20 protein-coding genes, 9 tRNA genes and 2 rRNA genes are annotated in these 26,541 nt (G+C 53.4%); 27 read left to right on the forward strand and 4 right to left on the reverse strand.

What is annotated here, in order from left to right; translation table 11 throughout:
• From ligA to JOE45_RS17060, 12 genes are all read left to right on the forward strand, one after another.
• A complete protein-coding gene (ligA, locus tag JOE45_RS17005) occupies positions 1-2,019 on the forward strand; it encodes an NAD-dependent DNA ligase LigA (protein WP_210023601.1) in 2,019 nt (672 codons plus the stop codon).
• Between the two features lie 912 nt (positions 2,020-2,931).
• Positions 2,932-4,472, forward strand: a 16S ribosomal RNA gene (locus JOE45_RS17010).
• 102 nt (positions 4,473-4,574) lie between these two features.
• Positions 4,575-4,650 (forward strand) — tRNA-Ala (locus tag JOE45_RS17015).
• A 179-nt stretch (positions 4,651-4,829) separates the two neighbouring features.
• Positions 4,830-7,751 (forward strand): 23S ribosomal RNA (locus tag JOE45_RS17020).
• Together the 16S and 23S rRNA genes with 9 tRNA genes alongside form the textbook arrangement of a ribosomal RNA operon.
• A 70-nt stretch (positions 7,752-7,821) precedes the next feature.
• Positions 7,822-7,909 (forward strand) — tRNA-Ser (locus JOE45_RS17025).
• Positions 7,910-7,920: 11 nt separating this feature from the next.
• Positions 7,921-7,997: transfer RNA gene (locus JOE45_RS17030), tRNA-Met, on the forward strand.
• A gap of 63 nt (positions 7,998-8,060) precedes the next feature.
• Positions 8,061-8,136, forward strand: a tRNA-Val gene (locus tag JOE45_RS17035).
• A gap of 6 nt (positions 8,137-8,142) precedes the next feature.
• Positions 8,143-8,218, forward strand: a tRNA-Thr gene (locus tag JOE45_RS17040).
• A gap of 13 nt (positions 8,219-8,231) precedes the next feature.
• A tRNA-Asp gene (locus tag JOE45_RS17045) sits at positions 8,232-8,308 on the forward strand.
• A 48-nt stretch (positions 8,309-8,356) separates the two neighbouring features.
• A tRNA-Phe gene (locus JOE45_RS17050) sits at positions 8,357-8,432 on the forward strand.
• 14 nt (positions 8,433-8,446) lie between these two features.
• Positions 8,447-8,532: transfer RNA gene (locus JOE45_RS17055), tRNA-Tyr, on the forward strand.
• Positions 8,533-8,543: 11 nt separating this feature from the next.
• A tRNA-Lys gene (locus JOE45_RS17060) sits at positions 8,544-8,619 on the forward strand.
• 297 nt (positions 8,620-8,916) lie between these two features.
• Here the strand turns inward: JOE45_RS17060 and JOE45_RS17065 are convergent.
• Genes JOE45_RS17065 through JOE45_RS17080 form a run of 4 tightly spaced genes read right to left on the reverse strand, consistent with a single transcriptional unit; the run spans position 8,917 to position 12,808 of the window.
• Positions 8,917-10,485: a GMC family oxidoreductase gene (locus JOE45_RS17065; RefSeq protein WP_210023175.1), complete on the reverse strand. Its 1,569-nt coding sequence runs from the start codon at positions 10,483-10,485 to the stop codon at positions 8,917-8,919.
• The gene (locus JOE45_RS17070; protein WP_210023174.1) at positions 10,482-11,078 is read right to left on the reverse strand and encodes a gluconate 2-dehydrogenase subunit 3 family protein; all 597 of its coding nucleotides are present in this window, start codon (positions 11,076-11,078) and stop codon (positions 10,482-10,484) included. The genes JOE45_RS17065 and JOE45_RS17070 overlap by 4 nt, the downstream gene beginning before the upstream one ends.
• 8 nt (positions 11,079-11,086) lie before the next feature.
• A complete protein-coding gene (locus JOE45_RS17075) occupies positions 11,087-11,479 on the reverse strand; it encodes a hypothetical protein (protein WP_210023173.1) in 393 nt (130 codons plus the stop codon).
• 21 nt (positions 11,480-11,500) lie between these two features.
• Positions 11,501-12,808 carry a nickel-dependent lactate racemase family protein gene (locus JOE45_RS17080; RefSeq protein WP_348632552.1) on the reverse strand — a complete coding sequence of 436 codons (1,308 nt, stop codon included), beginning with the start codon at positions 12,806-12,808 and terminating at the stop codon, positions 11,501-11,503.
• A 164-nt stretch (positions 12,809-12,972) separates the two neighbouring features.
• On the opposite strand from JOE45_RS17080, the gene JOE45_RS17085 reads away from it, so the two are divergent.
• From JOE45_RS17085 to hisJ, 15 genes are all read left to right on the forward strand, one after another.
• Positions 12,973-14,067, forward strand: coding sequence for a PucR family transcriptional regulator (locus tag JOE45_RS17085; protein WP_210023172.1), 1,095 nt, complete (start codon positions 12,973-12,975; stop codon positions 14,065-14,067).
• A gap of 91 nt (positions 14,068-14,158) precedes the next feature.
• Entirely contained in the window at positions 14,159-15,283 is a 1,125-nt protein-coding gene (locus JOE45_RS17090) for an ABC transporter ATP-binding protein (RefSeq protein ID WP_210023171.1), read from the forward strand.
• Between the two features lie 142 nt (positions 15,284-15,425).
• Positions 15,426-16,367, forward strand: coding sequence for an HPr(Ser) kinase/phosphatase (hprK, locus tag JOE45_RS17095; RefSeq protein ID WP_210023170.1), 942 nt, complete (start codon positions 15,426-15,428; stop codon positions 16,365-16,367).
• Positions 16,368-16,417: 50 nt separating this feature from the next.
• Positions 16,418-17,461 carry a prolipoprotein diacylglyceryl transferase gene (gene lgt / locus JOE45_RS17100; protein ID WP_210023169.1) on the forward strand — a complete coding sequence of 348 codons (1,044 nt, stop codon included), beginning with the start codon at positions 16,418-16,420 and terminating at the stop codon, positions 17,459-17,461.
• Positions 17,439-18,086 (forward strand): pyrophosphatase PpaX, encoded by a 648-nt coding sequence (gene ppaX, locus JOE45_RS17105; protein ID WP_210023168.1) that lies wholly within the window; start codon positions 17,439-17,441, stop codon positions 18,084-18,086. Before lgt ends, ppaX begins: the two co-directional genes overlap by 23 nt.
• A 3-nt stretch (positions 18,087-18,089) precedes the next feature.
• Positions 18,090-18,584: an acyltransferase gene (locus tag JOE45_RS17110; RefSeq protein ID WP_210023167.1), complete on the forward strand. Its 495-nt coding sequence runs from the start codon at positions 18,090-18,092 to the stop codon at positions 18,582-18,584.
• 288 nt (positions 18,585-18,872) lie between these two features.
• Complete coding sequence (locus JOE45_RS17115) at positions 18,873-20,078, forward strand: ATP phosphoribosyltransferase regulatory subunit (RefSeq protein ID WP_210023166.1); 1,206 nt, start codon at positions 18,873-18,875, stop codon at positions 20,076-20,078.
• Positions 20,079-20,093: 15 nt separating this feature from the next.
• Positions 20,094-20,738 (forward strand): ATP phosphoribosyltransferase, encoded by a 645-nt coding sequence (gene hisG / locus JOE45_RS17120; RefSeq protein WP_210023165.1) that lies wholly within the window; start codon positions 20,094-20,096, stop codon positions 20,736-20,738.
• 46 nt (positions 20,739-20,784) lie between these two features.
• Entirely contained in the window at positions 20,785-22,074 is a 1,290-nt protein-coding gene (hisD, locus tag JOE45_RS17125; RefSeq protein ID WP_210023164.1) for a histidinol dehydrogenase, read from the forward strand.
• Entirely contained in the window at positions 22,067-22,678 is a 612-nt protein-coding gene (gene hisB / locus JOE45_RS17130; protein ID WP_210023163.1) for an imidazoleglycerol-phosphate dehydratase HisB, read from the forward strand. Before hisD ends, hisB begins: the two co-directional genes overlap by 8 nt.
• Before the next feature lie 3 nt (positions 22,679-22,681).
• Positions 22,682-23,302 carry an imidazole glycerol phosphate synthase subunit HisH gene (gene hisH / locus JOE45_RS17135; RefSeq protein WP_210023162.1) on the forward strand — a complete coding sequence of 207 codons (621 nt, stop codon included), beginning with the start codon at positions 22,682-22,684 and terminating at the stop codon, positions 23,300-23,302.
• Positions 23,303-23,390: 88 nt separating this feature from the next.
• A complete protein-coding gene (hisA, locus tag JOE45_RS17140; RefSeq protein WP_210023161.1) occupies positions 23,391-24,119 on the forward strand; it encodes a 1-(5-phosphoribosyl)-5-[(5-phosphoribosylamino)methylideneamino]imidazole-4-carboxamide isomerase in 729 nt (242 codons plus the stop codon).
• A 67-nt stretch (positions 24,120-24,186) separates the two neighbouring features.
• Entirely contained in the window at positions 24,187-24,945 is a 759-nt protein-coding gene (gene hisF, locus JOE45_RS17145; protein ID WP_210023160.1) for an imidazole glycerol phosphate synthase subunit HisF, read from the forward strand.
• Positions 24,942-25,637, forward strand: a complete 696-nt coding sequence (gene hisIE / locus JOE45_RS17150) for a bifunctional phosphoribosyl-AMP cyclohydrolase/phosphoribosyl-ATP diphosphatase HisIE (RefSeq protein ID WP_210023159.1) — start codon at positions 24,942-24,944, stop codon at positions 25,635-25,637. The genes hisF and hisIE overlap by 4 nt, the downstream gene beginning before the upstream one ends.
• Before the next feature lie 63 nt (positions 25,638-25,700).
• Positions 25,701-26,528 carry a histidinol-phosphatase HisJ gene (gene hisJ, locus JOE45_RS17155; RefSeq protein ID WP_210023158.1) on the forward strand — a complete coding sequence of 276 codons (828 nt, stop codon included), beginning with the start codon at positions 25,701-25,703 and terminating at the stop codon, positions 26,526-26,528.
• Positions 26,529-26,541 lie beyond the last annotated feature (13 nt).

Genomic DNA, 26,541 nt, shown 5'->3' on the forward strand with positions numbered 1-26,541 from the left:
ATGCTGGACGCTATGGAAACCATGCAAGCCCTCATCGAAGAAATCAATAAGCATAACTACTTATACTATACGATAGATCAGCCTTCCATCAGCGATACCGAGTATGATGCGCTTTATGCGAAGCTGATCGAGTTGGAGGCGGAGACCGGGACGGTGCTGCCGCATTCGCCGACGCAGCGGGTGGGAGGCGAGCTGCTCAAAGGCTTCGAACCTCATCGCCACCTCTCCAGACTGTGGAGCCTCGACAAAGCACAAAATCATGACGATTTGATGGCATGGTATCAACGTGCCCAAAAACTCGTAGACCAATACAACGCACAGCATCCGGATAACCTGCTGCCGCCGCTTTCTTTTGTCGTGGAGCTCAAATTCGATGGCTTGACCTTGAACCTGACCTATGACCACGGCGAGCTTGTACAGGCGGCCACACGAGGCAACGGAGTCTTAGGTGAAGGTATTCTGGCTCAGGTGAAGACAATCAAGTCCATTCCGCTGCGCATTCCGTATCAGGAGGGAGTTATGGAGGTACAGGGTGAAGGCATCATGAACCTGTCCGTACTTGATGCCTATAACCGGACAGCCGCAGAGCCGCTCAAAAACGCACGTAATGCCGCAGCGGGAGCGCTTCGCAACCTGAATCCTAAGGTGACAGCGGAGCGCAAGCTGAACGCTTATTTTTATAATGTGGGTTACTCCGATTCGTTGAAGTTCCGGGACCATCAGGAGATGGTTGCCTTTTTGCGCGATAATCAGTTTAAGGTCAGTCCGATGATAAAGTTTCTGGACAGTATCGATGTGGTGGAAGAGGAGCTCGAAAAGCTCGTAGCGATGCGCGGCACGCTGGATTTTTTGATCGATGGGCTAGTGGTCAAAATTAACGATATGCGCACGCGCGAGATCCTCGGCTATACGGATAAATTCCCTCGTTGGGCGGTTGCTTACAAATTCGAAGCGGAAGGAGCGGTGACCAAGCTGCTCGGCGTTACATGGAATGTAGGCCGAACCGGTAAAGTGACTCCTTTGGCCCGTGTCGAACCGGTGGACATCGGAGGCGTGACGGTGCAGAACTGCACGCTCAACAATATAGAGGATATTGAACGCAAAAATTTAAAGCACGGTTTGGGAAGCCTCGTGTATATCCGGCGCTCCAATGACGTTATTCCCGAAATCCTCGGAAAAGTGACGGAGGAGGCTGACGGCGAGGAAATTGTTGCTCCGGATGCCTGCCCTTCCTGCGGACATGGTCTTGAGAAGAAGGGACCGCATTTGTTCTGTACGAATCGCCTCGACTGCCGCCCGCAGCTTGTGGGTCGCATTGCCCATTTCGCGTCCCGCGACGCGATGGACATTGAGACCTTCAGCGAAAAAACGGCGGAACAGCTCTATGACACGCTGGGTGTTCGGGACCCTTCCGATCTTTACTATTTAGCGTTCGATGACTTGATTGAGCTGGAACGATTCGGCAAGAAGAAGGCAGAGAACCTTATTGCATCGTTAGAGAAAAGCAAGCAGCCGGATCTGGCCTCCTTTCTATACGGCCTCGGCATTCCAAACACAGGGAAAACAACGACCAAGGAGCTGGCGGATCATTACCGCAGTCTGGATAAGCTCATGCAGGCAACAACCGAAGAGCTGGTCACCTTGCCGGATATCGGAGGGATTGTTGCGGAGAGCATCGTCAGCTTTTTCCAGGATCCTGCCATGCAGCGCAGCATTGAACGATTGCTTGCGTCCGGCGTGAAGCCGGTAAGCGAGGAAGCGCCTGCTGCTGTAGTCCAGGATAACCCATTCTTCGGCAAAACGGTTGTGCTTACGGGCACGCTGTCTTCCATGAGCCGCGACGATGCGGCCAAGAAGCTGGAGAAGATGGGCGCCAAGGTGACGGGGAGCGTCTCCAAGAAGACAGATATCGTCATCGCAGGAGAAAGCGCAGGAAGCAAGCTGACTAAGGCGCAGGAGCTGGGCATACGTACTATTGAAGACGAAGAAGAACTGAAGCGTATGCTGAGTGAAGCATAAACCGGGTTATCTCATTTATACTATTCAACCGCCGGAATATGGTTTTGTCCGGCGGTTTTTGTATTTTTTCAAAGGAGGATTGGTTAGACCGCATATCGTGAATGGGGACTGCTTTGCCGAACGGCTAAAAGTGGCTGTGCCTGAGTGGATATTTTGATGTGGTGCGAGGTACTATATGAAAGGATCTATTTCCATTTTATTCACGGCCCATTGGATTCGGTTGCGAGACGGTATTATTTTGCCGATAAAGGAGTTCCAAACGGTTTGATTCAAAGGGTATATGCAGGAATAGGAGACGGCTCTGGAACAGTTCTGTGAGCATGAGTGTTGTGCTATGGTTCGAGCATGCTCTCTTCGATTAGTTTATTTGCTTCAATGATTCGCTGTAAGAGATCGGGGAGCGATTTCACTAAACTTCGTTCTCTAGAATCGTTTCCGGGTGAATTGGGATAGGCGATGTGTAGTTTTGGGCTAAGCTTGGCGACCTGCTAACGCGCAAATGTTACCATTGAGGTGGAGGAAGTCCGGCCGCCCGAGTACGGTGGAGCAATGGCTTCAGAGGGGCGGGGAGGATATCATGCGAAGATCTGTGGTCCCGTTTGGCGTTGGAATGAAGCCAATTTGGAGCTCATGTATCTCTAGAAAAAATAATTGTTGCAATAGCTCCTTGGTTTATGGTACATTATTGCTTGTCGCCGCAAAAGCTAATCGAAAACTTTCGGTAAGTGACAACGGAGATGGAAATAAAAAACTGTTGCAAAGCCCGTCGAAAAATGATAAGATATATTCTTGTCACGACAAAAAGTAACAGTGACGAAAGCTCTTTGAAAACTGAACAACGAGTGAGTGCTTTAAATAGAGAATCAATTGATTCTCGCCAGCATGGCAATGAGCTTTTCAATCAGCTTTTCTTTAATGGAGAGTTTGATCCTGGCTCAGGACGAACGCTGGCGGCGTGCCTAATACATGCAAGTCGAGCGGATTTATCCTTCGGGATAAGTTAGCGGCGGACGGGTGAGTAACACGTAGGCAACCTGCCTGTAAGATCGGGATAACTACCGGAAACGGTAGCTAAGACCGAATAGCTGGTTTCTCCGCATGGGGAGATCAAGAAACACGGCGCAAGCTGTGGCTTACAGATGGGCCTGCGGCGCATTAGCTAGTTGGTGAGGTAACGGCTCACCAAGGCGACGATGCGTAGCCGACCTGAGAGGGTGATCGGCCACACTGGGACTGAGACACGGCCCAGACTCCTACGGGAGGCAGCAGTAGGGAATCTTCCGCAATGGACGCAAGTCTGACGGAGCAACGCCGCGTGAGTGATGAAGGTTTTCGGATCGTAAAGCTCTGTTGCCAAGGAAGAACGCCTCGGAGAGTAACTGCTCTGAGGGTGACGGTACTTGAGAAGAAAGCCCCGGCTAACTACGTGCCAGCAGCCGCGGTAATACGTAGGGGGCAAGCGTTGTCCGGAATTATTGGGCGTAAAGCGCGCGCAGGCGGCTACTTAAGTTTGGTGTTTAAGCCCGGGGCTCAACCCCGGTTCGCACCGAAAACTGGGTGGCTTGAGTGCAGGAGAGGAAAGCGGAATTCCACGTGTAGCGGTGAAATGCGTAGAGATGTGGAGGAACACCAGTGGCGAAGGCGGCTTTCTGGACTGTAACTGACGCTGAGGCGCGAAAGCGTGGGGAGCAAACAGGATTAGATACCCTGGTAGTCCACGCCGTAAACGATGAGTGCTAGGTGTCGGGGATTCGATTCCTCGGTGCCGAAGTAAACACAATAAGCACTCCGCCTGGGGAGTACGCTCGCAAGAGTGAAACTCAAAGGAATTGACGGGGACCCGCACAAGCAGTGGAGTATGTGGTTTAATTCGAAGCAACGCGAAGAACCTTACCAGGTCTTGACATCCCTCTGAATACGGTAGAGATATCGTAGGCCTTCGGGACAGAGGAGACAGGTGGTGCATGGTTGTCGTCAGCTCGTGTCGTGAGATGTTGGGTTAAGTCCCGCAACGAGCGCAACCCTTGAACTTAGTTGCCAGCATTCAGTTGGGCACTCTAAGTTGACTGCCGGTGACAAACCGGAGGAAGGTGGGGATGACGTCAAATCATCATGCCCCTTATGACCTGGGCTACACACGTACTACAATGGCCGGTACAACGAGAAGCGAAACCGCGAGGTGGAGCGAATCTTTATAAGCCGGTCTCAGTTCGGATTGCAGGCTGCAACTCGCCTGCATGAAGTCGGAATTGCTAGTAATCGCGGATCAGCATGCCGCGGTGAATACGTTCCCGGGTCTTGTACACACCGCCCGTCACACCACGAGAGTTTACAACACCCGAAGTCGGTGGGGTAACCCGCAAGGGAGCCAGCCGCCGAAGGTGGGGTAGATGATTGGGGTGAAGTCGTAACAAGGTAGCCGTATCGGAAGGTGCGGCTGGATCACCTCCTTTCTATGGAGTCCATGTCGTCTGTAGGGCGACGGACAAATCTGCAGCGAAAGCTGTATCACACTCACTCGTTGTCAGTTTTGATGGAGCTTTCATTTGAAGTATGGGGCCATAGCTCAGCTGGGAGAGCGCCTGCCTTGCAAGCAGGAGGTCAGCGGTTCGATCCCGCTTGGCTCCACCATTCTTTCGAGAATGGAATACTTGAAACAACCCCATCAATATGCTAAAATATCATTCGTTGCCGCCAAAATCGGCAGCAGGTTTGTTCCTTGAAAACTGGATATCGAAACAAAGTAACAATGCTGAATCATCCTTAGATCTTTGATCTATAACTACGCTAAGACTTCATGTCGAAGCATTGGTTAAGCTATAAAGAGCACACGGAGGATGCCTAGGCACCAGGAGCCGAAGAAGGACGTGGCGAACGACGAAATGCCTCGGGGAGCCGTAAGCAGGCTTTGATCCGGGGATGTCCGAATGGGGGAACCCGCATGTGGTAATTCGCATGTACCATGCAGTGAATACATAGCTGCATTGGAGGCATACGAGGGGAACTGAAACATCTAAGTACCCTCAGGAAAAGAAAACAAAAGTGATTCCGTCAGTAGCGGCGAGCGAAAGCGGATTAGCCCAAACCAGGAAGCTTGCTTTCTGGGGTTGTGGGACGTCAATGTGGGTTGAGCAGAGTAAGTGAAGCGGTCTGGAAAGGCCGGCCAAAGAAGGTAAAAGCCCTGTAGCTGAAATTCTGCGAAAACCCTAGACGGATCCCGAGTACCGCGAGACACGTGAAACCTCGTGGGAATCCGGCAGGACCATCTGCCAAGGCTAAATACTCCCTGGTGACCGATAGTGAAGCAGTACCGTGAGGGAAAGGTGAAAAGAACCGCGGGAGCGGAGTGAAAAAGAACCTGAAACCGTGTGCTTACAAGAAGTCAGAGCCCGTTAATGGGTGATGGCGTGCCTTTTGTAGAATGAACCGGCGAGTTACGTTCCCGTGCGAGGTTAAGGTGAGAAGCCGTAGCCGCAGCGAAAGCGAGTCTGAATAGGGCGCTTGAGTACGTGGACGTAGACCCGAAACCGTGTGATCTACCCCTGTCCAGGGTGAAGGTGCGGTAACACGCACTGGAGGCCCGAACCCACGAATGTTGAAAAATTCGGGGATGAGGTGGGGGTAGCGGAGAAATTCCAATCGAACTCGGAGATAGCTGGTTCTCCCCGAAATAGCTTTAGGGCTAGCCTCGGGAGATGCGTCGTGGAGGTAAAGCACTGATTGGGTGCGGGGCCCGCCAAGGGTTACCAAGTCCAGTCAAACTCTGAATGCCACAGACGTTATCCCGGGAGTCAGACAGTGAGTGCTAAGATCCATTGTCAAGAGGGAAACAGCCCAGATCATCAGCTAAGGTCCCCAAGTGTGTGTTAAGTGGGAAAGGATGTGGAGTTGCACAGACAACCAGGATGTTGGCTTAGAAGCAGCCACCATTTAAAGAGTGCGTAATAGCTCACTGGTCGAGTGACTCTGCGCCGAAAATGTAACGGGGCTAAACACACCACCGAAGCTATGACTAGACGTCTATGACGTCATGGGGTAGGGGAGCGTTGTAATCGGGTTGAAGCTAGATCGTGAGGACTGGTGGACTGGTTACAAGTGAGAATGCCGGTATGAGTAACGAAAAGATCAGTGAGAATCTGATCCGCCGAAAGCCTAAGGGTTCCTGAGGAAGGTTCGTCCACTCAGGGTTAGTCGGGACCTAAGGCGAGGCCGAAAGGCGTAGTCGAAGGACAACAGGTTGAAATTCCTGTACCACCGTGAACCGTTATGAGCAATGGGGTGACGCAGAAGGATAGTGACGCGAGCTGATGGATGCTCGTCCAAGCAGTAAGGCTGATGTGTAGGCAAATCCGCACATCATTAAGGCTAAGCTGTGATGGGGAGGGAAAATTACAGTACCGAAGGTCATGAGTTCAGGCTGCCAAGAAAAGCCTCTAGCCAGGGAGAAGGTGCCCGTACCGCAAACCGACACAGGTAGGCGAGCAGAGCATGCTAAGGCGCGCGGAAGAACTCTCGTTAAGGAACTCGGCAAAATGACCCCGTAACTTCGGGAGAAGGGGTGCCTCGGTAGGGTGAATAGCCCGAGGGGGCCGCAGTGAAAAGGCCCAAGCGACTGTTTAGCAAAAACACAGGTCTGTGCGAAGCCGCAAGGCGAAGTATACGGGCTGACGCCTGCCCGGTGCTGGAAGGTTAAGGGGAGCGGTTAGGAGCAATCCGAAGCTGTGAACCGAAGCCCCAGTAAACGGCGGCCGTAACTATAACGGTCCTAAGGTAGCGAAATTCCTTGTCAGGTAAATTCTGACCCGCACGAATGGCGTAACGACTTGGGCGCTGTCTCGACGAGAGATCCGGTGAAATTTTAATACCTGTGAAGATGCAGGTTACCCGCGACAAGACGGAAAGACCCCATGGAGCTTTACTGCAGCTTGATATTGGACTTTGGTACGATCTGTACAGGATAGGTGGGAGCCTGAGAAGCATGAGCGCCAGCTTGTGTGGAGGCGACGTTGGGATACCACCCTGATCGTATCGGAGTTCTAACCTGGTACCGTGATCCGGTATGGGGACAGTGTCAGGTGGGCAGTTTGACTGGGGCGGTCGCCTCCTAAAGAGTAACGGAGGCGCCCTAAGGTTCCCTCAGAATGGTTGGAAATCATTCGAAGAGTGCAAAGGCATAAGGGAGCTTGACTGCGAGACAAACAGGTCGAGCAGGGACGAAAGTCGGGCTTAGTGATCCGGTGGTACCGCATGGAAGGGCCATCGCTCAACGGATAAAAGCTACCCTGGGGATAACAGGCTTATCTCCCCCAAGAGTCCACATCGACGGGGAGGTTTGGCACCTCGATGTCGGCTCATCGCATCCTGGGGCTGAAGTAGGTCCCAAGGGTTGGGCTGTTCGCCCATTAAAGCGGTACGCGAGCTGGGTTCAGAACGTCGTGAGACAGTTCGGTCCCTATCTGTCGTGGGCGTAGGAAATTTGAGAGGAGCTGTCCTTAGTACGAGAGGACCGGGATGGACGTACCGCTGGTGTACCAGTTGTCTCGCCAGAGGCACGGCTGGATAGCTAAGTACGGAAGGGATAAGCGCTGAAAGCATCTAAGCGTGAAGCCCCCCTCAAGATGAGATTTCCCAATTAGTAAGACCCCTTGTAGACGACGAGGTTGATAGGTTCGGGGTGGAAGCGCGGCAACGTGTGGAGCTGACGAATACTAATCGGTCGAGGGCTTATCCAAATACATGAACTTCAGCATGCTTTGTTTCGATCCAGTTTTCAGGGCGCAAGCTTTGGATTTGTATAATCTTGGAGAGATACCCAAGTGGCTCAAGGGGACCCTCTGCTAAGGGGTTAGACTGCGTAAGTGGTGCGAGGGTTCGAATCCCTCTCTCTCCGTTTGATAATATGGCGGCGTAGCTCAGCTGGCTAGAGCGTACGGTTCATACCCGTAAGGTCGGGGGTTCGATCCCCTCTGCCGCTACCAAATTTTTAATTGATTTTCATGCAATTTTTATGTTATGATTCGACATGTTGTACAAGAATGTATGGAGGCTTAGCTCAGCTGGGAGAGCATCTGCCTTACAAGCAGAGGGTCGGCGGTTCGATCCCGTCAGCCTCCACCATAATTTGCCGCTGTAGCTCAACTGGTAGAGCAACTGACTTGTAATCAGTAGGTTGGGGGTTCAAGTCCTCTCGGCGGCACCAGTTTTAATAATGCGGAGCCGTGGTGTAGAGGCCTAACATGCCTGCCTGTCACGCAGGAGACCGCGGGTTCGAATCCCGTCGGCTCCGCCATTATTTTAAAAACGGTATAATCAATATAAGACAAGCTATAGTACATAAGGCTCGGTAGCTCAGTCGGTAGAGCAGAGGACTGAAAATCCTCGTGTCGGCGGTTCGATTCCGTCCCGAGCCACCATTGCTTTATTATACGGAGGCTTAGCGAAGTGGCCAAACGCAGCAGACTGTAAATCTGTTCTCGTCCGAGTTCGGTGGTTCGAATCCATCAGCCTCCACCAGTTTATTTTAAGAGCCATTAGCTCAGTTGGTAGAGCACCTGACTTTTAATCAGGGTGTCGTAGGTTCGAGTCCTACATGGCTCACCATTAGGTGAATAGTTAAGAGACCTGTCAGGGTCTCTTTTTTGTTTTTTAACGGCCACAGGGCCATGATATTATCCTCTCTTGAGGTTAAATAGTCGGCTGCTCGAAGCGCTTCAAATGCACGAAGCGGCGAGAGTTTTGCCCGATAAGCCCAAAACTTTTCGCTTGTTCCGAAAACAGGAGGACAGGAGCCCCGGGCAGTACCGGAGGAAGCGGCAAGGCGGATACGTGATTTGGAGCTTGATTTAAACAAGACCGCTTCGGCCAGGTGCCGTGGCGGTCTTGTGTCTTGTCACGGGCCTATAATTCCATCCGGGATGCTCTTTTTTTAATATAGTCCGCAGTACGGGAGGCCAACGCCATGACGGTATTCGTCGGATTGCCAGCCCCCGAGGTCACGAATATGCTGGCGTCGCAGACGAACAGATTCGGAATGTCGTGAGTCTGGCCGTAGGAATTAACGACAGAGCTATCAGGGTCCGATCCCATGCGGCAGCCTCCCATGAGATGGGCTGTATCGGGCACGACGAACTCCGGCTTGCCCCCGGCTGCCTGTAGGATGCCCTTCATTGTACTTACGGCGTGATCGATGAGCAGCTTATCGTTATCTCCGTAGCTGAAAGTAACCTTGGCCCGCGGCATGCCGTTCAAATCTTTCTCATCGCACAGTGTGACGGTATTGTCGGGGCTGGGAAGCACCTCGCCGACCATGGTGATGCGAGCGTAGGCGTTGTAATCGAGCATCGCCTCGTGCAGCTTAGACCCCCAGACCGGGCGGTTTCCATCGGATTTGGAGATTCCTTTGGCGAAGCTGAGCGGCCTGACGCCATGGGCATGAAGCGTATAGCCCCGAGCTACCTCCCCCGATAGGTGATAGAAATCCTGCGTAGTCGCGAGCACCGGGGTTCCTTTATACAGCCGTACATCGTGATCGAACCGCGCGTAGACATCGTTGCTGCTGTGCGTCATGAACGCCTTGCCCACCCAGCCGCTGCGGTTTGCAAGCCCGTTGGGAAACTGGGCATTCGCCGAATTCAGCAGAAGCCTTGGCGTCTCCACCGCATAGGCGGATATAATGACCAGTTTAGCCCGCTGCTCGTACGCCGTGCCGTTATGAACGAAGGTGACCCCCGTCGCCCTGCCGTCCTTCCCCATATTCACTTGCGTGACCATACAGTCGGGAAGAACTTCCGCGCCGGCTTGAATCGCTTTAGGGATATGCACGATCAACGTGCTGAATTTGGCGTTCGGCATGCAGCCCTGCGTGCAGAAGCCGCGGTTGATGCAGGGCGGCCGGTCCTCGAAGGGAGCGGACAGAATGGCGAGCGGGCTGACGACCCAGCGGATACCGAGCTTTTCGCAGCCCTTGGCGAACAATTGGGCGTTCAGACTGATCGGATCCCGCTCCGGGTATGGATAGGGGCCGTGAAATGATCCCCAAGGATAATGCTTCGGACCCGATACGGCGATTTCTTTCTCGACTTTATCGTAGTAGGGGGCAAGGTCTGCATATCCGATTGGCCAATCCTCTCCTACGCCGTCAAGCGATTTGGCATTGAAATCGGTCTCGTGAAAACGCAAGAACACGCCGGTAAAATGCACGGTGCCTCCTCCTACGCCCTTGCCGCAATTGTTATGTCCCATCTGGAGTGGGTCGGCGCCGTCTACGATGCGCGTGTCCTGCCAGCCGAGCTGCTGCATGGCCAGCTCATCGCTAGCAAAGTCGTGCTGCGGGTCGCGCCATGGGCCCGCTTCCAGCACCACGACCCGCATCCCGGCTTCGCTGAGTTCCTTGGCCAGAACGCCTCCCGCCGCACCGGCACCCACAATGACGACGTCCACCGTCTCGCCCTCGTATTTACGCTTCATGCTTTTCTCTGCTCCTCCTTCGCTTCCCAAGGATCGAGCTGCTCCATACGCGCGTAACCGCGCGGATAAGCCGGTCCGCCGAATCCGATCTCCGACCATACTTCCGGATGGGAATAATACGCCTCTATGCTCATGGTCAGAAGCTTCTGGAAGAAAACCTGCTGGGGGACGTGCCTCCATACCTCGAGAGGAACGGCCTCGCCTTGACTGACCTCTTCCATGAGCTGTTTTTGCTGCTCCTCCTCCAGATGAAAGAAAAGCTCCGTATGTATGGATTGGCATGCCTTTTCCAACGCTTCAAGTCCCTTGCGAACCAGCACTTGAGCAGGCGGAATTCCGGGCTTGCGCTGGCTTTCCTCTCCCGATGAAAGCGACTGATCGATGTGGTCGAGCACGAACTGGATGATCTCCGGACGATGGTCATCCACTAACAGAGAGCACCACGATCGCAGCATTTCTGCTTCCACGACCGTAAGGAAGCTATGGTTCCCGGAGGTTTGCAGCCGGGAGTTTAGAATTTTTCGTGTATGCTCATCCCATTCATGCTGCTCGTTCATCACATTGTAAGAGGGATAGCGGGTTAAACGTTTCATAGGCAATCTCACCTCCAATAGTAAGCGATCAGGCCGAGCACGCTGATCGCCATATACATGATAGGCATCATGATGGGCGGGCCAACCAGGAAATTCCGCATACTATAGCCGCCGACACGCACGCCTACGCCGTGGAAGTGATAGTAGAATCCGACCGCTCCGGTCATCACGCCGAGCCACATCAGGAAGACGAACAAAGAAAGCAGCCAATCCGGCCGGGAGACCGCGATCCAAATGGCTGCCAAGCTGTAGATTGGCGATGAGATGACAGGCGACCACATTGATTTGTGGTGGAAGTTCTGGCGGTAATGCGAGAGAGTGACCTGTACCCAAACGGCCAAAAAAGCAATGCCAACAAATAAAAATACAACGCGCTCCAAGGACCAGCCGGTCCAATTCATAGGGATCTCCTCCATGTAATATTAGGAATGGGCATCGGTCTGTCCGGGATAGGTTAAGGAACCAAAAGGCATGATAGCCAATTCAAGCCCGGGTTCCTTCAACAGCTCTTTCAGCGTCGCTTCTAGATTGTCTGCCGGTCGGAAGCCCAGAAGCTCCGTCATATGACGTGGAAGGGAGGAATGCAAATAAACGGGATAACGGCTGAGAACCTCGTCCACGTGGAGTACTTTGTGGGCGCCGAGCACAAAGTGCTCCTTCAGTTTGGCCGTCATCCGCTGCCGGTCCGTCATCGTTTCCACCCAGTACTGGAACACGCCGTTGCCGAGCCCCTCGGAAAGCTCCGCTGCCATCACGATGGAACCTCCCGGTTTGGTGAATGCTGCGGCGTTGCGCAGCGCTTTTAATGCTTGATAGAGCTGCCGGTCCTTCGGGTCCCCGCCGGGAGCAACAATAGAGAGATCGTATTGCTTGCGTACGGGAATCACAAAACGGGACGCCGCGAGGGATACTCCGGCCCGATGGGCCATCGTCAATTGCCCTGCTACCGCATCCAGCACATGTTTGTCCATATCGACGATCACGTTCAGAAGAAAATGAATCGGGGCGAAGGTATGCGCCTCCTCCAGATCACGATGGATCGGATTATCCGGATCTCCTGCAGCAGCGCGGTGCTGCAGCGATAAACTGTGATTGCTCTCAATACAGGGTTGGGAGGCGACGCCGGGAATCAGGGCCTTTACTCCCCCGGAGATGCCGACCAAGGCATGCGGCTCGATGTTGCCCGTAGCGATGCGCAGCGGCGCCTCCACGACCCGCCTGTTGATCTCCACCGGCGTGCCGAGAGAGGTCATTCCGACACGTACGCAATCCTCAGGCGCTGCGGAATGATTATGCACCCGTATACGCTGATACACGGTCTCCCCGACGAGCCCTCGCAGTTCCTCGTCAGTATGCTTTCGGTGTACCCCAAGCGCTACGATGATATCGATCCCGTCGTCTTGAATTCCGGCAGCCCCGAGCTCCTCAAGCAGCGGTTCCAGCAGAAGAGGGGTTGGGCAGAGCCTTGTACCGTCACTGACCAGAATGACCGCCTGACTATGTCCGGCAGCCAACTCCCGGAGCCTGGGTGAACCGATCGGTGCTGCCATTGCTTCCCGAATCCGGTGTAAGGAGCGGTCATCCATGTCGGAACGCTCCTGCACATAAGTAATCGTTTCAAAAGAATAGGTTGAGGGGATTTCGAAAGAGACTGTCCCCCTGCCGTAATGTAAGCTATAAATGATCTTGTCCCCCTCGGAATGCTCTAAGATGAAGCTTGTTGTAAACACTTTAAATTATTGCCACATTCCAATAATTTATCCTGATTTGATGAGGTATTAAGCGAGGCTACCGCTTCCTTTTGGTTTAGGCGGCAGGGCAGTTGTGCTACAATATAGACAAGAAAAGCGAGAACATCTTCATATATTAGATAATAAGGGTTGGGAGCCAGGAGATGGATTGGGAACTGTTAAGGGAACAGCTCGAGAAAACGTTGAATGTCCCGGTAAAAGCAGTCAAATGGTCATGGGAAGACTGGCGGCGCGATGCGCGGGAGAACGGATCGGGCAGCTTGACCAAGGCTGGGGAAGTGTTTTTTCTCGTACAGAAGGAAGGGCCGGATGCCCGGCTGCTCTCCGTGCAGGAGGAAGCGGTTACTCCGGTAGAACGCCGGCTTATGGAGCTGATGATGGACACGCGGAAGGCGCAGGACAAAAAGAGCCCGGCTTCCGTAAGCGAATTGGAGCGCAAGGCGGGGCTTGTGCGCGAATGGTTTCGAGAGCAGCAGGAGCTCGGATTTGTCCAAGCCGAGATGCCGGATACGCTCATATCGCAGTTGTCGCTGTATTCTACCAAAATTCCGCTGCTGCTGTACGGCGATTATACGACGTCCCGCCGCGTGCAGTATCATGAGCTGAAAAAGCTGCTGGAATCGTTTTTTGATGCGGAAATTACTTTGGTTCCCTTGACGGACAAAGAATGGCTCATGCTGGCCCCGGAAAAAATACTATCCATAGATGACAAAGGGGAACGCGATCCTCATGAAGAATCGCAGGATGATCTGCTCGCGGCAGCAAGCTACGGCTTACATGAAATGCTGGAGAATGAATGGGTCGGCGAGTGTCACCTGGCTGTCCATTATCCGATCCTCCCTTCCAAATCGCTCTACTCTGCCATTTTGCAGCTGAGGGAGACGATGATGCTGGGACGAACGTATCAGGTCGGCAGTAATACGCATTTGCCCTGGGAGCTTCAGCTGGAAAAGTTGGTGCATCTGATCCCCGAAGCGGAAAAGGCCAGTTTTTTGGATCGCGCGCTGAAGCGTTTGGACGTGGCGTTCGACCCGGAGACAATCACCACGTTGGAGCATTTTTTTCAGCTCGACTGCAACGTTAGCGAAACGGCCAAAAAGCTGTATATTCACCGGAATACGCTTTTGTACCGTCTGGATAAGTTCAAGCAGGAGACCGGATGGGACGTTCGGACGTTCAACCATGCGGTATTGGTCAAGATTGCCATGCTATTGTACAAAGTAACGAAAAGAAAGTGATTTTTTTGTGAAGATTGTGCATAGTCATCTGATGGTGAGGTAGGGTATGATTTAACCATATCACGATACTATCTCGTAGGGGGAATTAATCATGGCAGGTGTACGCTTAAACCACGTCGTCAAAAGATATCCGGGTGCTGAAGAAGCAACGGTAAAGGACTTTCATCTTGATGTTAAAGACAAAGAATTCCTGGTCCTCGTAGGCGCTTCCGGTTGCGGTAAGTCTACTACACTTCGTATGATCGCCGGTCTGGAAGAAATTTCTGAAGGCGAACTGTATATCGGCGACCGTTTGGTGAATGACGTAGCACCGAAAGATCGCGACATCGCGATGGTTTTCCAATCCTACGCGTTGTATCCTCACATGAACGTGTATCAAAACATGGCTTTCGGTTTGAAGCTTCGTAAGTTCAAGAAAGCCGACATCGAAGCTCGTGTACGCGAAGCGGCGAAAATTCTCGACATCGAGCATTTGCTGGATCGTAAGCCGAAGGCGCTCTCCGGCGGTCAGCGCCAGCGTGTAGCCTTGGGTCGTGCGATCGTCCGTGAACCGCAAGTGTTCCTGATGGACGAACCGCTTTCCAACCTTGACGCCAAATTGCGCGTACAGATGCGTGCGGAAATCAGCAAACTGCACAAACGTCTTGAGACTACCGTTATTTACGTAACGCATGACCAGACGGAAGCGATGACCATGGGCGACCGGATCGTCGTTATGGATAAAGGCATCATTCAACAAGCGGCTACTCCTGAAGAAATCTACAACCACCCTGTGAACATGTTTGTAGCGGGCTTTATCGGTTCCCCGTCCATGAACTTCGTTACCGGCGGATTTGCGGATCAAGGCGGAAGCTTGTACTTCAAAGCTCCTGGCGTGGACGTAGAATTGCCAGAAGGCAAAGCAAAAGTCTTGCGTGAAAAAGGTTATGTAGGCAAGGAAGTTGTGATGGGCGTTCGTCCGGAAGATTTCCACGAAGAAGCCATCTTTATGGAAGCTTCTCCGAACACGATCGTCAACGCTCATATCGAGGTTGCTGAGAACCTGGGTCACGAAATGTTCCTGTACTTGAACGGGATCGGTACGCAAAGCGTAGTAGCTCGTGTTGACGGACGCGCAGGCGTGAAAGAAGGTACCAACGTGAAATTGGCTATTGATATGAACAAAGTTCATTTCTTCGATAAAGAAACAACGCTTTCCATCATGCTCCACTCTTAATTTCTACGAGTTTTCAAAGGCTAGCCCTGAGGGGTTGGCCTTTTTGGATTTTGCGTTATCCTAAGGGTATCTTCTTCCGGTTGATTTATGTGCCGGATTTCGTTAGGATGAGAATATTGGGATAAAAAGGAGAAAGAGCACGATGCCGAAAAAAGTGAAAGTATCCGATTTGGTGAGAGAGTTCCATTTGGAAATCATTTGTGGTGAAGAAGGACTCAAGCGACCGATTGCAACCTCAGATTTATACCGACCGGGCTTGGAAATGGCCGGCTATTATGAATTTCACCCGCACGATCGCGTCCAGATTTTGGGGAAGACGGAGCTCACTTTCTTTGATGGCTTGTCTGCCGATGAACGCATGGACCGAATGCAGAGGCTTTGTTCCCCGGTAGAAACGCCATGCATCATTATCAGTCGCGGGATGGAAACGCCCATCGAGTTGCTCGCAGCGGCGAATGAACATCAAATCACCGTGATGCGGACGAATATGGCAACGACGATCCTGGCCAGCAGACTGACGGGATTTTTGGAAAATCGGCTTGCTCCCTCGACAACGATACACGGGGTATTGGTTGATGTATATGGGATCGGTATGCTGATCTCAGGCTCAAGCGGCATCGGGAAGAGTGAGACGGCGCTCGAACTGGTCAAGCGCAGCCATCGGCTTATAGCTGATGATGCGGTGGAGATCCGGCAAACCGCAGACAACCAACTGATCGGCAATGCGCCTGAGCTGATTCGGCATCTGCTCGAGATCCGAGGTATCGGGATTATCAATGTAATGACGCTGTTTGGTGCAGGTGCGGTACGCACGGCGAAGAAAATCTCGGTGGTATGCAAGCTGGAAAACTGGCAGCAAGATAAGCAGTACGATCGACTAGGACTGGATGAGGAAACGACGCGTATCATCGATACCGACATTCCGCTGGTCACGATCCCTGTACGGCCTGGTCGTAACCTGGCGGTGATCATCGAAGTGGCGGCTATGAACTACAGATTGAAGCGAATGGGATACAACGCTGCGCTCCAGTTTACCAATAAGCTGACGGAATCGCTTGCCGAAGACATGGACGATATGGAATAGAAAAATTACGGCTCATCATTTTATGAAGGCAAAGGGAAGGGAGTCTAAGCATGTTTCTTGCGATTAATCCGGTTGCGTTCTCCATCGGTCCGCTGAGCGTTCATTGGTACGGCATTATTTTGGGTACGGCCGCTTTGATGGGTCTGCTGCTTGCTATACAAGAGGGTAAGAGATTCGGTATGTCGCCCGACTTTTTTATGGACTTGGTCCTGATCGGGGTACCCTCGGCGATCGTTGGTGCAAGGATTTATTATGTAGCATTCCAATGGGATGATTATAAAGACAATCTGTGGGATGTGTTCAAAATATGGGAGGGCGGTATTGCCATATACGGCGCTCTGATCGGGGCAATTGTGGCAGCGGTCTTTTATGTTCGGCGTAAAGGCTATTCGTTCTGGCGGATTGCGGACATTTGCGCTCCGGGTTTGATCGTGGGCCAAGCGATTGGCAGATGGGGCAACTTCATAAACCAGGAAGCGCATGGCGGACCGGTTACGGAGGCTTTCCTTAGGGACAACCTGCATCTGCCGAATTGGATCGTGAGTCAAATGCACATCGGAGGGCAGTACTACCATCCAACCTTTCTATATGAATCGGTATGGAATATTGTCGGGCTTCTCTTGTTGTTTGTTCTGCGTAGACAAAAGTTTGTACGGGCGGGAGAAATCTTTTTAAGCTATTTCATCTGGTATTCGATCGGACGTTTCTTCATCGAGGGACTTCGGACGGACAGCCTTGATTTCACGGGACCGGCATGGCTGGCGGGTTTGATGAACGGACTATGGTCGCCGATGAATGCACTAGGTTTCGAGCACGGCTTCATGACCTATGGCGGCAACGTGCGCATATCTCAGCTGCTCGCGGTGCTGATCATTTTCGCGGCGATTGCGCTGATCGTGGCGCGCCGCCGGAGCGGTGCTGCCGCAGTGCGTTACTCGGATCCAATTTACCGGATCGGGGAAGACCCGGATCGTTCCGGGGTTTCGACCGATAACGAAGCGACGAAAGCCGGCGGAGCTGCGAAAGCGGCCGGTGATCACGGTCAAGACAGCAAGACAAAGGAGCAGAAGAATGATTCGAACCATACTGTTTGATTTGGATGGAACGATTCTCGATACGAACGAGCTGATCATTCAATCCTTTTTACACACGTTTGAAGGTATGGGGGATGAACCACTGACCAGGGAGCATATTGTTCCGAATATGGGGCGGCCTTTAATCGAGCAGATGGTTTATTTCTCCGGTCGGGAACAGGTTGAAGATTTGGTGGCGAAGTACCGGGAATTTAATATTGGGCGTCATGATGAGCTGGTTACGGAATTCCCCTATGTGTATGAAACGTTAGCACTGCTGCATGCTGCAGGGGTGAAGCTCGGCGTAGTCACCAGTAAAATCCGCAGAACAACGGAGATGGGTTTGAGGCTGACTGGCATGTACGATTATTTTGGTACGATCGTAACGGTAGAGGATGTCGAGAAGCCAAAGCCCGATCCGGAAGGGATTCGGAGGGCGTTGCGTGAGCTGAGAGGAGATGCCTCCACGGCGATAATGGTCGGAGACAGTCATTATGATATCGAGGCGGCGCACAACGCAGGAGTTCAATCTGTTGCCGTGTCTTGGTCTTTGAAGGGTCGGGAATATTTAAAGCGGTATGAGCCTACGCATATCATTGACGATATTCGTGAAATTTTGCCGATTGCCGGCGTCGAGGGGAAGTAATCATTGAGACAAACGGACAAGTATCCGGTGGAAGGACCAAACTCGCTGTGGCAAATGTACAGCACCATCAGCCGATGGAAGGCTGTTCGCAATTTTATATTCATCCAAATCTCCAGATATGCTCCTTCCTTGCCTTTGAAGCGCTGGATTTACCGGCGGGTATTGGGAATGAAAGTGGGGGAGCAGGCTTCCTTTGCGCTGATGGTGATGGTGGATGTGTTTTTTCCCGAAAAGATTGAGGTCGGGGATAACACGATCATCGGCTATAACTCTACCATCCTGACGCACGAGTATTTGATCAAAGAGTACCGGCTTGGAGAGGTGCGTATCGGTTCCCATGTGATGATCGGCGCGAACACCACCATTTTGCCGGGGGTGACCATAGGGGACCATGCCATCATTGGAGCGGGCTCGGTCGTCCACAAGGATGTGGCGCCGTACAGCTTTGTTGCGGGCAATCCGCTGCAGGTAATTCGCGAGGATGTGCGGGAGGGGTAGGGCTTAGCGCTTAGGCTTTAACGGCATCGCAAGGGAACAAGTCGGTTTTGGAAGATGACCCCTCAATCGATCGTCTATATATTAGCTACATTACTTTGGGAGCTGGCCAGCCGCCGGCTCCCTTCATTGTATAGGGTTGAACCCATCTCGATTATTGACGAACCGAGGGTTCCATGGTAAACTAACGAATACATTCTTTATCTTGGTAGTATGGTAGCACATTATCGAACTAAAGCAATTATGGATTGAACGACAAAACTAATTTTATGAATAGTAGGGTGAAGACGGGTGTCCAAACCGAAGGTGTTTGAAAAGCCGACAGGCGTGAAGGACTATCTCCCCGAGGCGGCAGCGACGCTGCGCAGCATCGAATTCAAGGTGCTGCAGTGCATGGAGCGCTGGGGATACAGAGAAATCATAACTCCTACCTTGGAGTATTACGATACGGTCGGAGTCGCGAGCTCCACTGAAGATAAGAAGCTGTTCAAGCTGCTCGACCGCAACGGCACGACGCTGGTCATGCGCTCCGATATGACCGCGCCGATAGCCAGGGTGGTATCCTCGCTGCTGAGGGAGCACTCGTTTCCATTGCGCTTGTCTTATCATGCGAATGTGTTCCGCGCCATTGAGGCGGAAGCGGGACGGGATGCGGAGTTTTTTCAAACGGGCGTGGAGCTGGTCGGCGACGATTCCAGCGAATCGGATGCGGAAATGATTGCGCTAGCGATTGCGTGCTTGCAAGCTGCAGGCGTGAAGGAATTCAAGATTGCTCTGGGCCATGTCGGTTTCTTGAACGGGTTGTTTCAAGAGATGCTGGAGGGTCGTCCGGATGCGCAGGCCGCACTGAAGGCGTGTCTCTTAAACCGTGACTATGTGGGTTACCGCGAGACGATTAAAGCGCTTGAGCTTCCGGCGGATGTGGAGAAGGAGCTGGAAGGGATTCTTCGTCTGCGAGGAGGGCAGGAAATTTGTCGTTTGGCGCAACAAGTGACACAGGATCCCGTAGCCGAGCAGGCGATTGCTCATTTGTGTGAAATCTGGGATGTGCTGAAGGCGTATGATGTGAGCGAGCATGTGTTAATCGATTTGACGATGATCGGAGATTTTTCCTATTATACAGGCATGACGTTCGAAGGGTATGCCGCGGACCTTGGTTTTCCCGTTTGCAGCGGAGGGCGTTACGATAATCTTCTGTCACAGTTTGGGCGCCCGGCGCCAGCCACCGGTTTTGCGCTCAAGACGAACCGCATCTTAGAGGTGGTCGGTAAGAGATCGGCGGATGTAACGGCCCGGCGGGTGCTTGTCGCATATACGGCAGAGCGTCGTGAGGAGGCGCTTAGAGAAGCCTCGGCCCTTCGCGCGCGCGAAGGATGGATGGTAGAGACAAGACTGCTGGGGCAGGAAGGCGCATTGCAAGATAAAGAGCCGCAGGATGACGGAACCTTCTGCGTGTTGGGGACGGTCTATCAAGATGTCATCGAGTTTGTGAGGTAAAGGAGCGGCGAAAGCATGCAGGAACTATTGAAAGTGGCAATGCCCAAAGGGCGTATCTATAAGCAGGCCTCCAAGCTGCTCCGTGAAGCGGGCTTGTCGATTCCCGAGGAGGCAGATGATTCCCGTAAGCTGATTATTGCGGTACCGGAAGCGCGGATGGAGTTCATCATGGCGAAGCCGGTCGATGTGCCCACGTACGTGGAGTATGGCGTAGCGGATATCGGCGTGGTCGGTAAGGATGTGCTGATGGAAGAGAATCGGGATGTCTACGAGCTGCTCGATCTCGGCATCGCGCGCTGCCGCATGTCCGTGATCGGTTTGCCGGATTGGGAGCCGGTGCTGAACCCGCGGGTTGCGACGAAATACCCGAACGTGGCTTCCCAGTATTTCCGCGAGAGAGGACAGCAGGTGGAAGTGATCAAGCTGAACGGCTCCATTGAGCTGGCCCCTTTGATCGGACTTGCCGATCGAATCGTAGATATGGTGGAAACAGGCGGAACGATAAGGGAAAACGGACTAGCGGAGCATGAGCAGATTTTTGAGATTACAAGCCGGTTGATTGCAAACCGGGTAAGCTACCGGATGAAAAATGCCGCAATTCAAGCGCTTTGCGACCGGCTCCAGCCGGTGATCGCCGCAGTGATGGCAAAGGGACGGTAATCCGGAAACGTATGAATCAATGAAGCATCATAAGGGGGCAGGGAATATGAGGGTTATGCCTGCATCGGAGTTTTCGCTGAAGCGGGAGGTCGAGTACGGCTCCTCGGAGCAGAACGAGAGCGTCCGGCAGATCATCGAAGAGGTGCGCCGGGACGGGGATACCGCGCTGCGGAAATTTGCGCAGCAGTTTGACGGCGTTCGCGTGGACGAGCTGCGCGTGACGAAAGAGGAGATCGAGGCCGCATACGACGAGGTGGACGAGGAATTTTTGTCGGCCATTCGCGCCGCTGCGGTGAATGTTCGGAAATTCCACGAGAAGCAAATGCGTTCCTCGTGGATGGATTTGCAGGCCGACGGCACGATCCTCGGCCAAGTGATCCGCCCGCTGCGGCGGGTAGGTCTTTATGTGCCGGGGGGCAAGGCGGCGTATCCGTCTTCGGTGCTGATGAACGCCATTCCTGCTCAGGTCGCAGGAGTGCCGGAGATTGTGATGGTGACCCCGCCGGCAACCGCCGGAGCCGAGGGCATTAACCCGCATATTCTGGTAGCGGCTGCGGAAGCGGGCGTCAGCGAGATCTATCGCGTTGGCGGAGCGCAGGCGGTGGCGGCGCTCGCTTATGGAACGGAATCGATTCCGGCTGCGGACAAAATCGTTGGGCCGGGCAATATCTATGTGGCATTGGCTAAACGGTATGTGTTCGGCGCCGTCGATATCGACAGCATTGCCGGGCCGAGCGAGATTGTTGTGCTGGCAGACGAGACTGCCGATCCTGCTTACGTGGCTGCGGATCTGCTCTCTCAGGCGGAGCACGACGAGATGGCCTCGGCGATCTTGATCACGACATCAGAGCCGTTGGCCGAAGCGGTCCGCGTAGAGGTAGAACGCCAGCTGCACGAGCTGCCGCGGCGCGAGATTGCCGCGAAGTCGATTCGCGATTACGGAGCGATTCTGACGGTGGCCGCTCTCGACGAAGGTATTGATGCAGTCAATCACTTGGCGCCGGAGCATTTGGAAATTATCGTGCGGGAGCCGTTTCAATATTTGAGCCGGATTGAGAATGCAGGCGCCATTTTCCTTGGGCCTTACAGCTCCGAGCCGGTCGGTGATTATTTTGCCGGACCGAACCATGTGCTGCCGACGAACGGTACGGCGCGGTTCTCATCACCGCTCAATGTGGATGATTTTATGAAGAAATCGAGCGTCATCTATTACAGCAAGGAAGCGTTGTTGCGGGACGGCGATCAAATTATTTCACTTGCTCGTCATGAAGGGTTGGACGCGCACGCGCGGGCAATTCAAATTCGTTTGGAGAAAGAAGGGAACTCTCGTGGCTGAACAAGATTTTCAGGGAGCAGGGCGCCGGGCAGAGATCGCGCGCAAAACGAATGAAACCGACATTAAGCTGGGCTTCGCCGTCGACGGCTCGGGTGTATCCGAGATCGAGACCGATGTGCCATTTTTGAATCATATGCTTGATTTGTTTACGAAGCACGGCCAGTTTGATCTGAAGGTGGATGCCAGGGGCGATGTGGAAATCGACGATCACCATACGGTAGAGGATATCGGTATCTGCCTTGGGCAAACGCTGCGGGAAGCGCTGGGCGACAAGAAGGGGATCAAACGCTATGCGAGCGTGTTCGTTCCGATGGATGAGGCGCTGGCACAGGTTGTGATCGACATCAGCAACCGACCGCATCTGGAGTATCGTGCCGAGTATCCATCTGGAACAGTGGGCAGCTTTACGACGGAGCTGGTGCATGAATTTCTTTGGAAATTCGCGCTGGAAGCCCGCATTACACTGCACGTCATCGTGCATTACGGGCACAATACGCACCATATGATCGAAGCGGTATTTAAGGCGCTTGGCCGCGCATTGGACGAAGCAACGAGCATCGACCCGCGCGTACAGGGCGTACCGTCCACGAAAGGGGTTCTGTAAGCCATGATCGCGATCATCGATTACGGCATGGGCAATCTGCACAGCGTCCGTTCAGCGGTGGAGCGTCTTGGCTACAGCGCATTGGTTACGGCTGACGAGCGCGAGTTGATGGAGGCGGAAGGAGCGATCCTTCCCGGAGTAGGCGCGTTCGGCGATGCCATGGAGCATCTGCGCGATTCCAAGCTGGACGAAGCCGTAGTGCGTTACGCGCAAAGCGGAAAGCCGCTGCTGGGTATTTGTCTTGGGATGCAGCTGCTGTTCAGTAAGAGCGAGGAGCACGGCGTGCATGAAGGATTGAACCTGCTGCCGGGCGAAGTCGTCCGCTTCCGCGGCGGCTATAAGGTGCCTCATATGGGCTGGAACAAGCTGTCGTTCAAGCAGCCGAACCCGCTGCTCCAAGGTTTAGAGGAGGGTCACGTCTACTTCGTTCACTCCTATCACGCGCTTCCCGAGCGGAAGGAAGATCTGCTGGCCACGACGGATTATCATCAACAGGTCACGGCGGTTGTCGGCCGCGGGAACGTGTATGGCATGCAGTTTCATCCCGAGAAAAGCGGGCCGGTCGGCATGCAGCTGCTCGGCAACTTTTTGAATCTGTGCAATAAGAAACAGGTTGTAGGATAATGAGGCACAAGCAGGCTGCTTCCTGCGGGGGAACGAATTCCTTGTTTGCAGCCTGTACATATAAGATTCCAAGATGGAGGAACAGTCCATGTCTTCATTTATTATTTATCCCGCTATCGATATTCGCGGGGGCAAGTGCGTACGACTGATTCAGGGAGATTACAATCAGGAAACGGTGTATAACGAAAATCCGTTAGAAGTGGCTAAAGCTTGGGAAGCGCAGGGCGCGAAGTGGATTCACTTGGTGGACCTGGACGGAGCCAAAGCGGGCTATCCTGTGAACGATAAGCTGATCGGCGACATCGCTCGATCCGTTCAGGTTCCGGTGCAGATCGGAGGCGGCTTGCGCACGGAGGAGGACGTGGACCATGTGCTCTCGCTCGGCGTATCGCGCATTATACTCGGCACGGCTGCGATTGAAAACCGTGAATTCGTGAACCGCGTGCTGGCGAAGCACGGGGATAAGGTAGCCATCGGACTGGATGCCCGTGACGGCTACGTTGCTACGCGCGGCTGGCTGGAAACGTCCGCAGTCAAAGCGGATGAGCTTGCGGTGGAGCTGGCCCGGGAAGGAGCCCGTACGTTCATTTTCACGGATATTTCCCGTGACGGCATGATGGGCGGTCCGAACGTGGAGGCGATCGTGCACTTGGCTAAGGTGTCGGGACAGACCGTGATTGCGTCGGGAGGCGTTAGCCAATACGACGATTTGAAGCGTCTCGCGCAGCACGCATCCGAGGGTGTCGGCGGTGCCATCGTCGGGAAGGCGCTGTACACCGGCAGCATCAAGCTGGAGGAAGCGCACGGCCTGGTATAGCTGATCGTGAACGAGTGCCGCCCGTTGGAGAGCGAGGCGGCTTTACGGCAGAGAAAGGGGTACAGTAATGCTGGCCAAACGGATTATTCCCTGCCTTGACGTTAAGGACGGACGGGTCGTCAAGGGAGTTAATTTTGTAAATTTGCGCGATGCCGGAGACCCGGTGGAGCTGGCTTCGATCTATGATCGCGAGGGGGCAGACGAGCTTGTCTTCCTCGATATTTCCGCTTCGCATGAAGGCCGTGCCACGATGGTTGAAGTGGTGCAAAAAACGGCTGGAGAAATCACGATTCCGTTCACGGTAGGCGGCGGCATTGCCAGCGTGGACGATATGAAACGGCTGCTTAGGGCAGGTGCGGATAAAATCGGAATCAACACCGCCGCGGTCAGGAATCCTCAACTGGTGTCCGACGGCGCACGCCGGTTCGGATCGCAGTGCATCGTGGTCGCGGTCGACGCCCGTTACAATGCCGAGTGGGGCGAGTGGGAAGTATTCACCCATGGTGGACGGACCGGCACAGGCATTCGGGCTCTCGAATGGGTTAAGCGGGTGGAACAGCTTGGAGCAGGGGAGATTCTCCTGACCAGCATGGATGCGGATGGTACGAAGGACGGGTTTGATCTTCCTTTGACGAAGGCCGTGTCAGAGCTGGTGACGATTCCTGTCATCGCATCAGGCGGAGCAGGGAAGAAGGAGCATTTTTACGAGGTATTCGCGGAAGGCAAGGCCGATGCAGGTTTGGCCGCGACCATTTTTCACTATAAAGAAATGACGATTGAAGAGGTTAAGGATGACCTCAGGGGCAAAGGAGTGGAAGTACGATGAGTGGACAACAACAGACGTTGGTGGATAACGTGGAGGCTTTGCTGGCGGGCATTAAATGGGACGGCAGCGGGTTAGTGCCGGCGATTGTTCAGGACGCGGTCAGCAAAGAGGTTCTGATGATGGCCTACATGAACGAGGATTCGCTGAAGGCAACCTTGGAATCGGGCGAAACCTGGTTCTGGAGCCGCTCGCGCAGCGAACTTTGGCATAAAGGGGCTACAAGCGGTCATATCCAGAAGGTAAAGGCGCTGAAATACGACTGCGATGGGGATACGCTGCTGGTGCAGGTTGCCCAAACGGGTCCTGCGTGTCATACGGGCAGCTACAACTGCTTCTATAACGATGTCCGGATCGGGGCTTTGGCCGAGCAGGCTGAAAAACCGGCGTCCGAAGACGCAATGAAGGATCGCTTTGCCATGCTCAGCACGCTGGAATCGGTTATTGCGCAGCGCGATGCCGAGCGTCCGGAGGGCGCTTATACGACTTATTTGTTTGAGAAAGGCGTCGACAAGATTTTGAAAAAGGTTGGCGAGGAAACGGCAGAGGTTATTATCGCGGCCAAAAACAAGGACAACGACGAGCTGCGCTGTGAAGCCAGCGATTTGATCTTCCACCTCTTGGTTCTGCTTCGTGAGAGAAAACTGCCGCTGGATGAGCTGATGAAAGAACTCGATCGCCGTCACAACAAGTAAAGCTTAGGATAGATTTCCAATAATGAATCGCTCGCCGAGCAACGAGTAAGGGAGAGCCGCTCTATGCGCATTGATTATCATACGCACCATGTAAGGTGCGGGCATGCGTCGGGTGAATTGGAGGAATATGTGCTGAAGGGCATTGAGATCGGACTGACCCAGCTTGGGCTGTCCGATCACATGCCCTTACTGCATGTAGATCCGGCAACTTATTATCCCGGCATGGCCATGCCCATGGAAGAGCTGCCGCAATATGTCGAAGAAGCGCTGAAGCTGCAGCAAAAATATAAAGACCGGATCGACATTCGTGTAGGACTCGAAGGAGACTACATCGAAGGCTATGAAGACGAAATTCAGCGGATCATTCAAGCCTATCCTTGGGATTATGTGATCGGCTCCGTGCATTTTCTCGGTGAGTGGGATATTACCGACTATCGTCAAACCGACGGTTGGAAGGAGCGGGACGCTTACGAGGTGTATGAGCGGTACTATGATGCGGTCGGCAAAGCTATTAAAACCGGCTTTTATGATTACATCGGTCATATCGACGTGATCAAGCGGTTCGGCTTTAAACCGGAGCAGAGCGTAGAGCACCTCGAGCGCCAAGCACTGGAGGTTGTGAAGGCGGCAGGCATGGCGATTGAGCTTAATGCAAGCGGCCTGCGTATGCCGGTAAACGAAATGTTCCCGAGCCGCCGGATGCTGGAGTACGCGCTGAAGCTGGGCATTCCGCTTACCGTCGGATCGGACGCTCACCAGCCGGAGCGCTTGGGACAGTACCTCGATCAGGCCGTGGTCTTGCTTCGTGAAGTCGGTTTTAACGAATTAGCCACATTTAAGGGCCGGAAACGCCATATGGTGCCTATTGGATTCGACAAATATGATGTATAATGGGAAAGCAAAC

It is taken from the genome of Paenibacillus sp. PvR098, from assembly GCF_017833255.1.
Lineage (GTDB): Bacteria > Bacillota > Bacilli > Paenibacillales > NBRC-103111 > Paenibacillus_G.

Bases quoted from the DNA above. Each gene is read 5' to 3' on its own strand.
- JOE45_RS17090 (WP_210023171.1), top strand. From the start codon at position 14,159: ATGGCAGGTGTACGCTTAAACCACGTCGTCAAAAGATATCCGGGTGCT.
- hisD (WP_210023164.1), top strand. From the start codon at position 20,785: ATGAGGGTTATGCCTGCATCGGAGTTTTCGCTGAAGCGGGAGGTCGAG.
- JOE45_RS17075 (WP_210023173.1), bottom strand. From the start codon at position 11,479: ATGAATTGGACCGGCTGGTCCTTGGAGCGCGTTGTATTTTTATTTGTT.
- hprK (WP_210023170.1), top strand. From the start codon at position 15,426: ATGCCGAAAAAAGTGAAAGTATCCGATTTGGTGAGAGAGTTCCATTTG.
- JOE45_RS17065 (WP_210023175.1), bottom strand. From the start codon at position 10,485: ATGAAGCGTAAATACGAGGGCGAGACGGTGGACGTCGTCATTGTGGGT.
- hisH (WP_210023162.1), top strand. From the start codon at position 22,682: ATGATCGCGATCATCGATTACGGCATGGGCAATCTGCACAGCGTCCGT.
- hisIE (WP_210023159.1), top strand. From the start codon at position 24,942: ATGAGTGGACAACAACAGACGTTGGTGGATAACGTGGAGGCTTTGCTG.
- ligA (WP_210023601.1), top strand. From the start codon at position 1: ATGCTGGACGCTATGGAAACCATGCAAGCCCTCATCGAAGAAATCAAT.
- JOE45_RS17070 (WP_210023174.1), bottom strand. From the start codon at position 11,078: ATGAAACGTTTAACCCGCTATCCCTCTTACAATGTGATGAACGAGCAG.
- ppaX (WP_210023168.1), top strand. From the start codon at position 17,439: ATGATTCGAACCATACTGTTTGATTTGGATGGAACGATTCTCGATACG.
- JOE45_RS17085 (WP_210023172.1), top strand. From the start codon at position 12,973: ATGGATTGGGAACTGTTAAGGGAACAGCTCGAGAAAACGTTGAATGTC.
- hisF (WP_210023160.1), top strand. From the start codon at position 24,187: ATGCTGGCCAAACGGATTATTCCCTGCCTTGACGTTAAGGACGGACGG.
- lgt (WP_210023169.1), top strand. From the start codon at position 16,418: ATGTTTCTTGCGATTAATCCGGTTGCGTTCTCCATCGGTCCGCTGAGC.
- hisA (WP_210023161.1), top strand. From the start codon at position 23,391: ATGTCTTCATTTATTATTTATCCCGCTATCGATATTCGCGGGGGCAAG.
- hisG (WP_210023165.1), top strand. From the start codon at position 20,094: ATGCAGGAACTATTGAAAGTGGCAATGCCCAAAGGGCGTATCTATAAG.
- hisJ (WP_210023158.1), top strand. From the start codon at position 25,701: ATGCGCATTGATTATCATACGCACCATGTAAGGTGCGGGCATGCGTCG.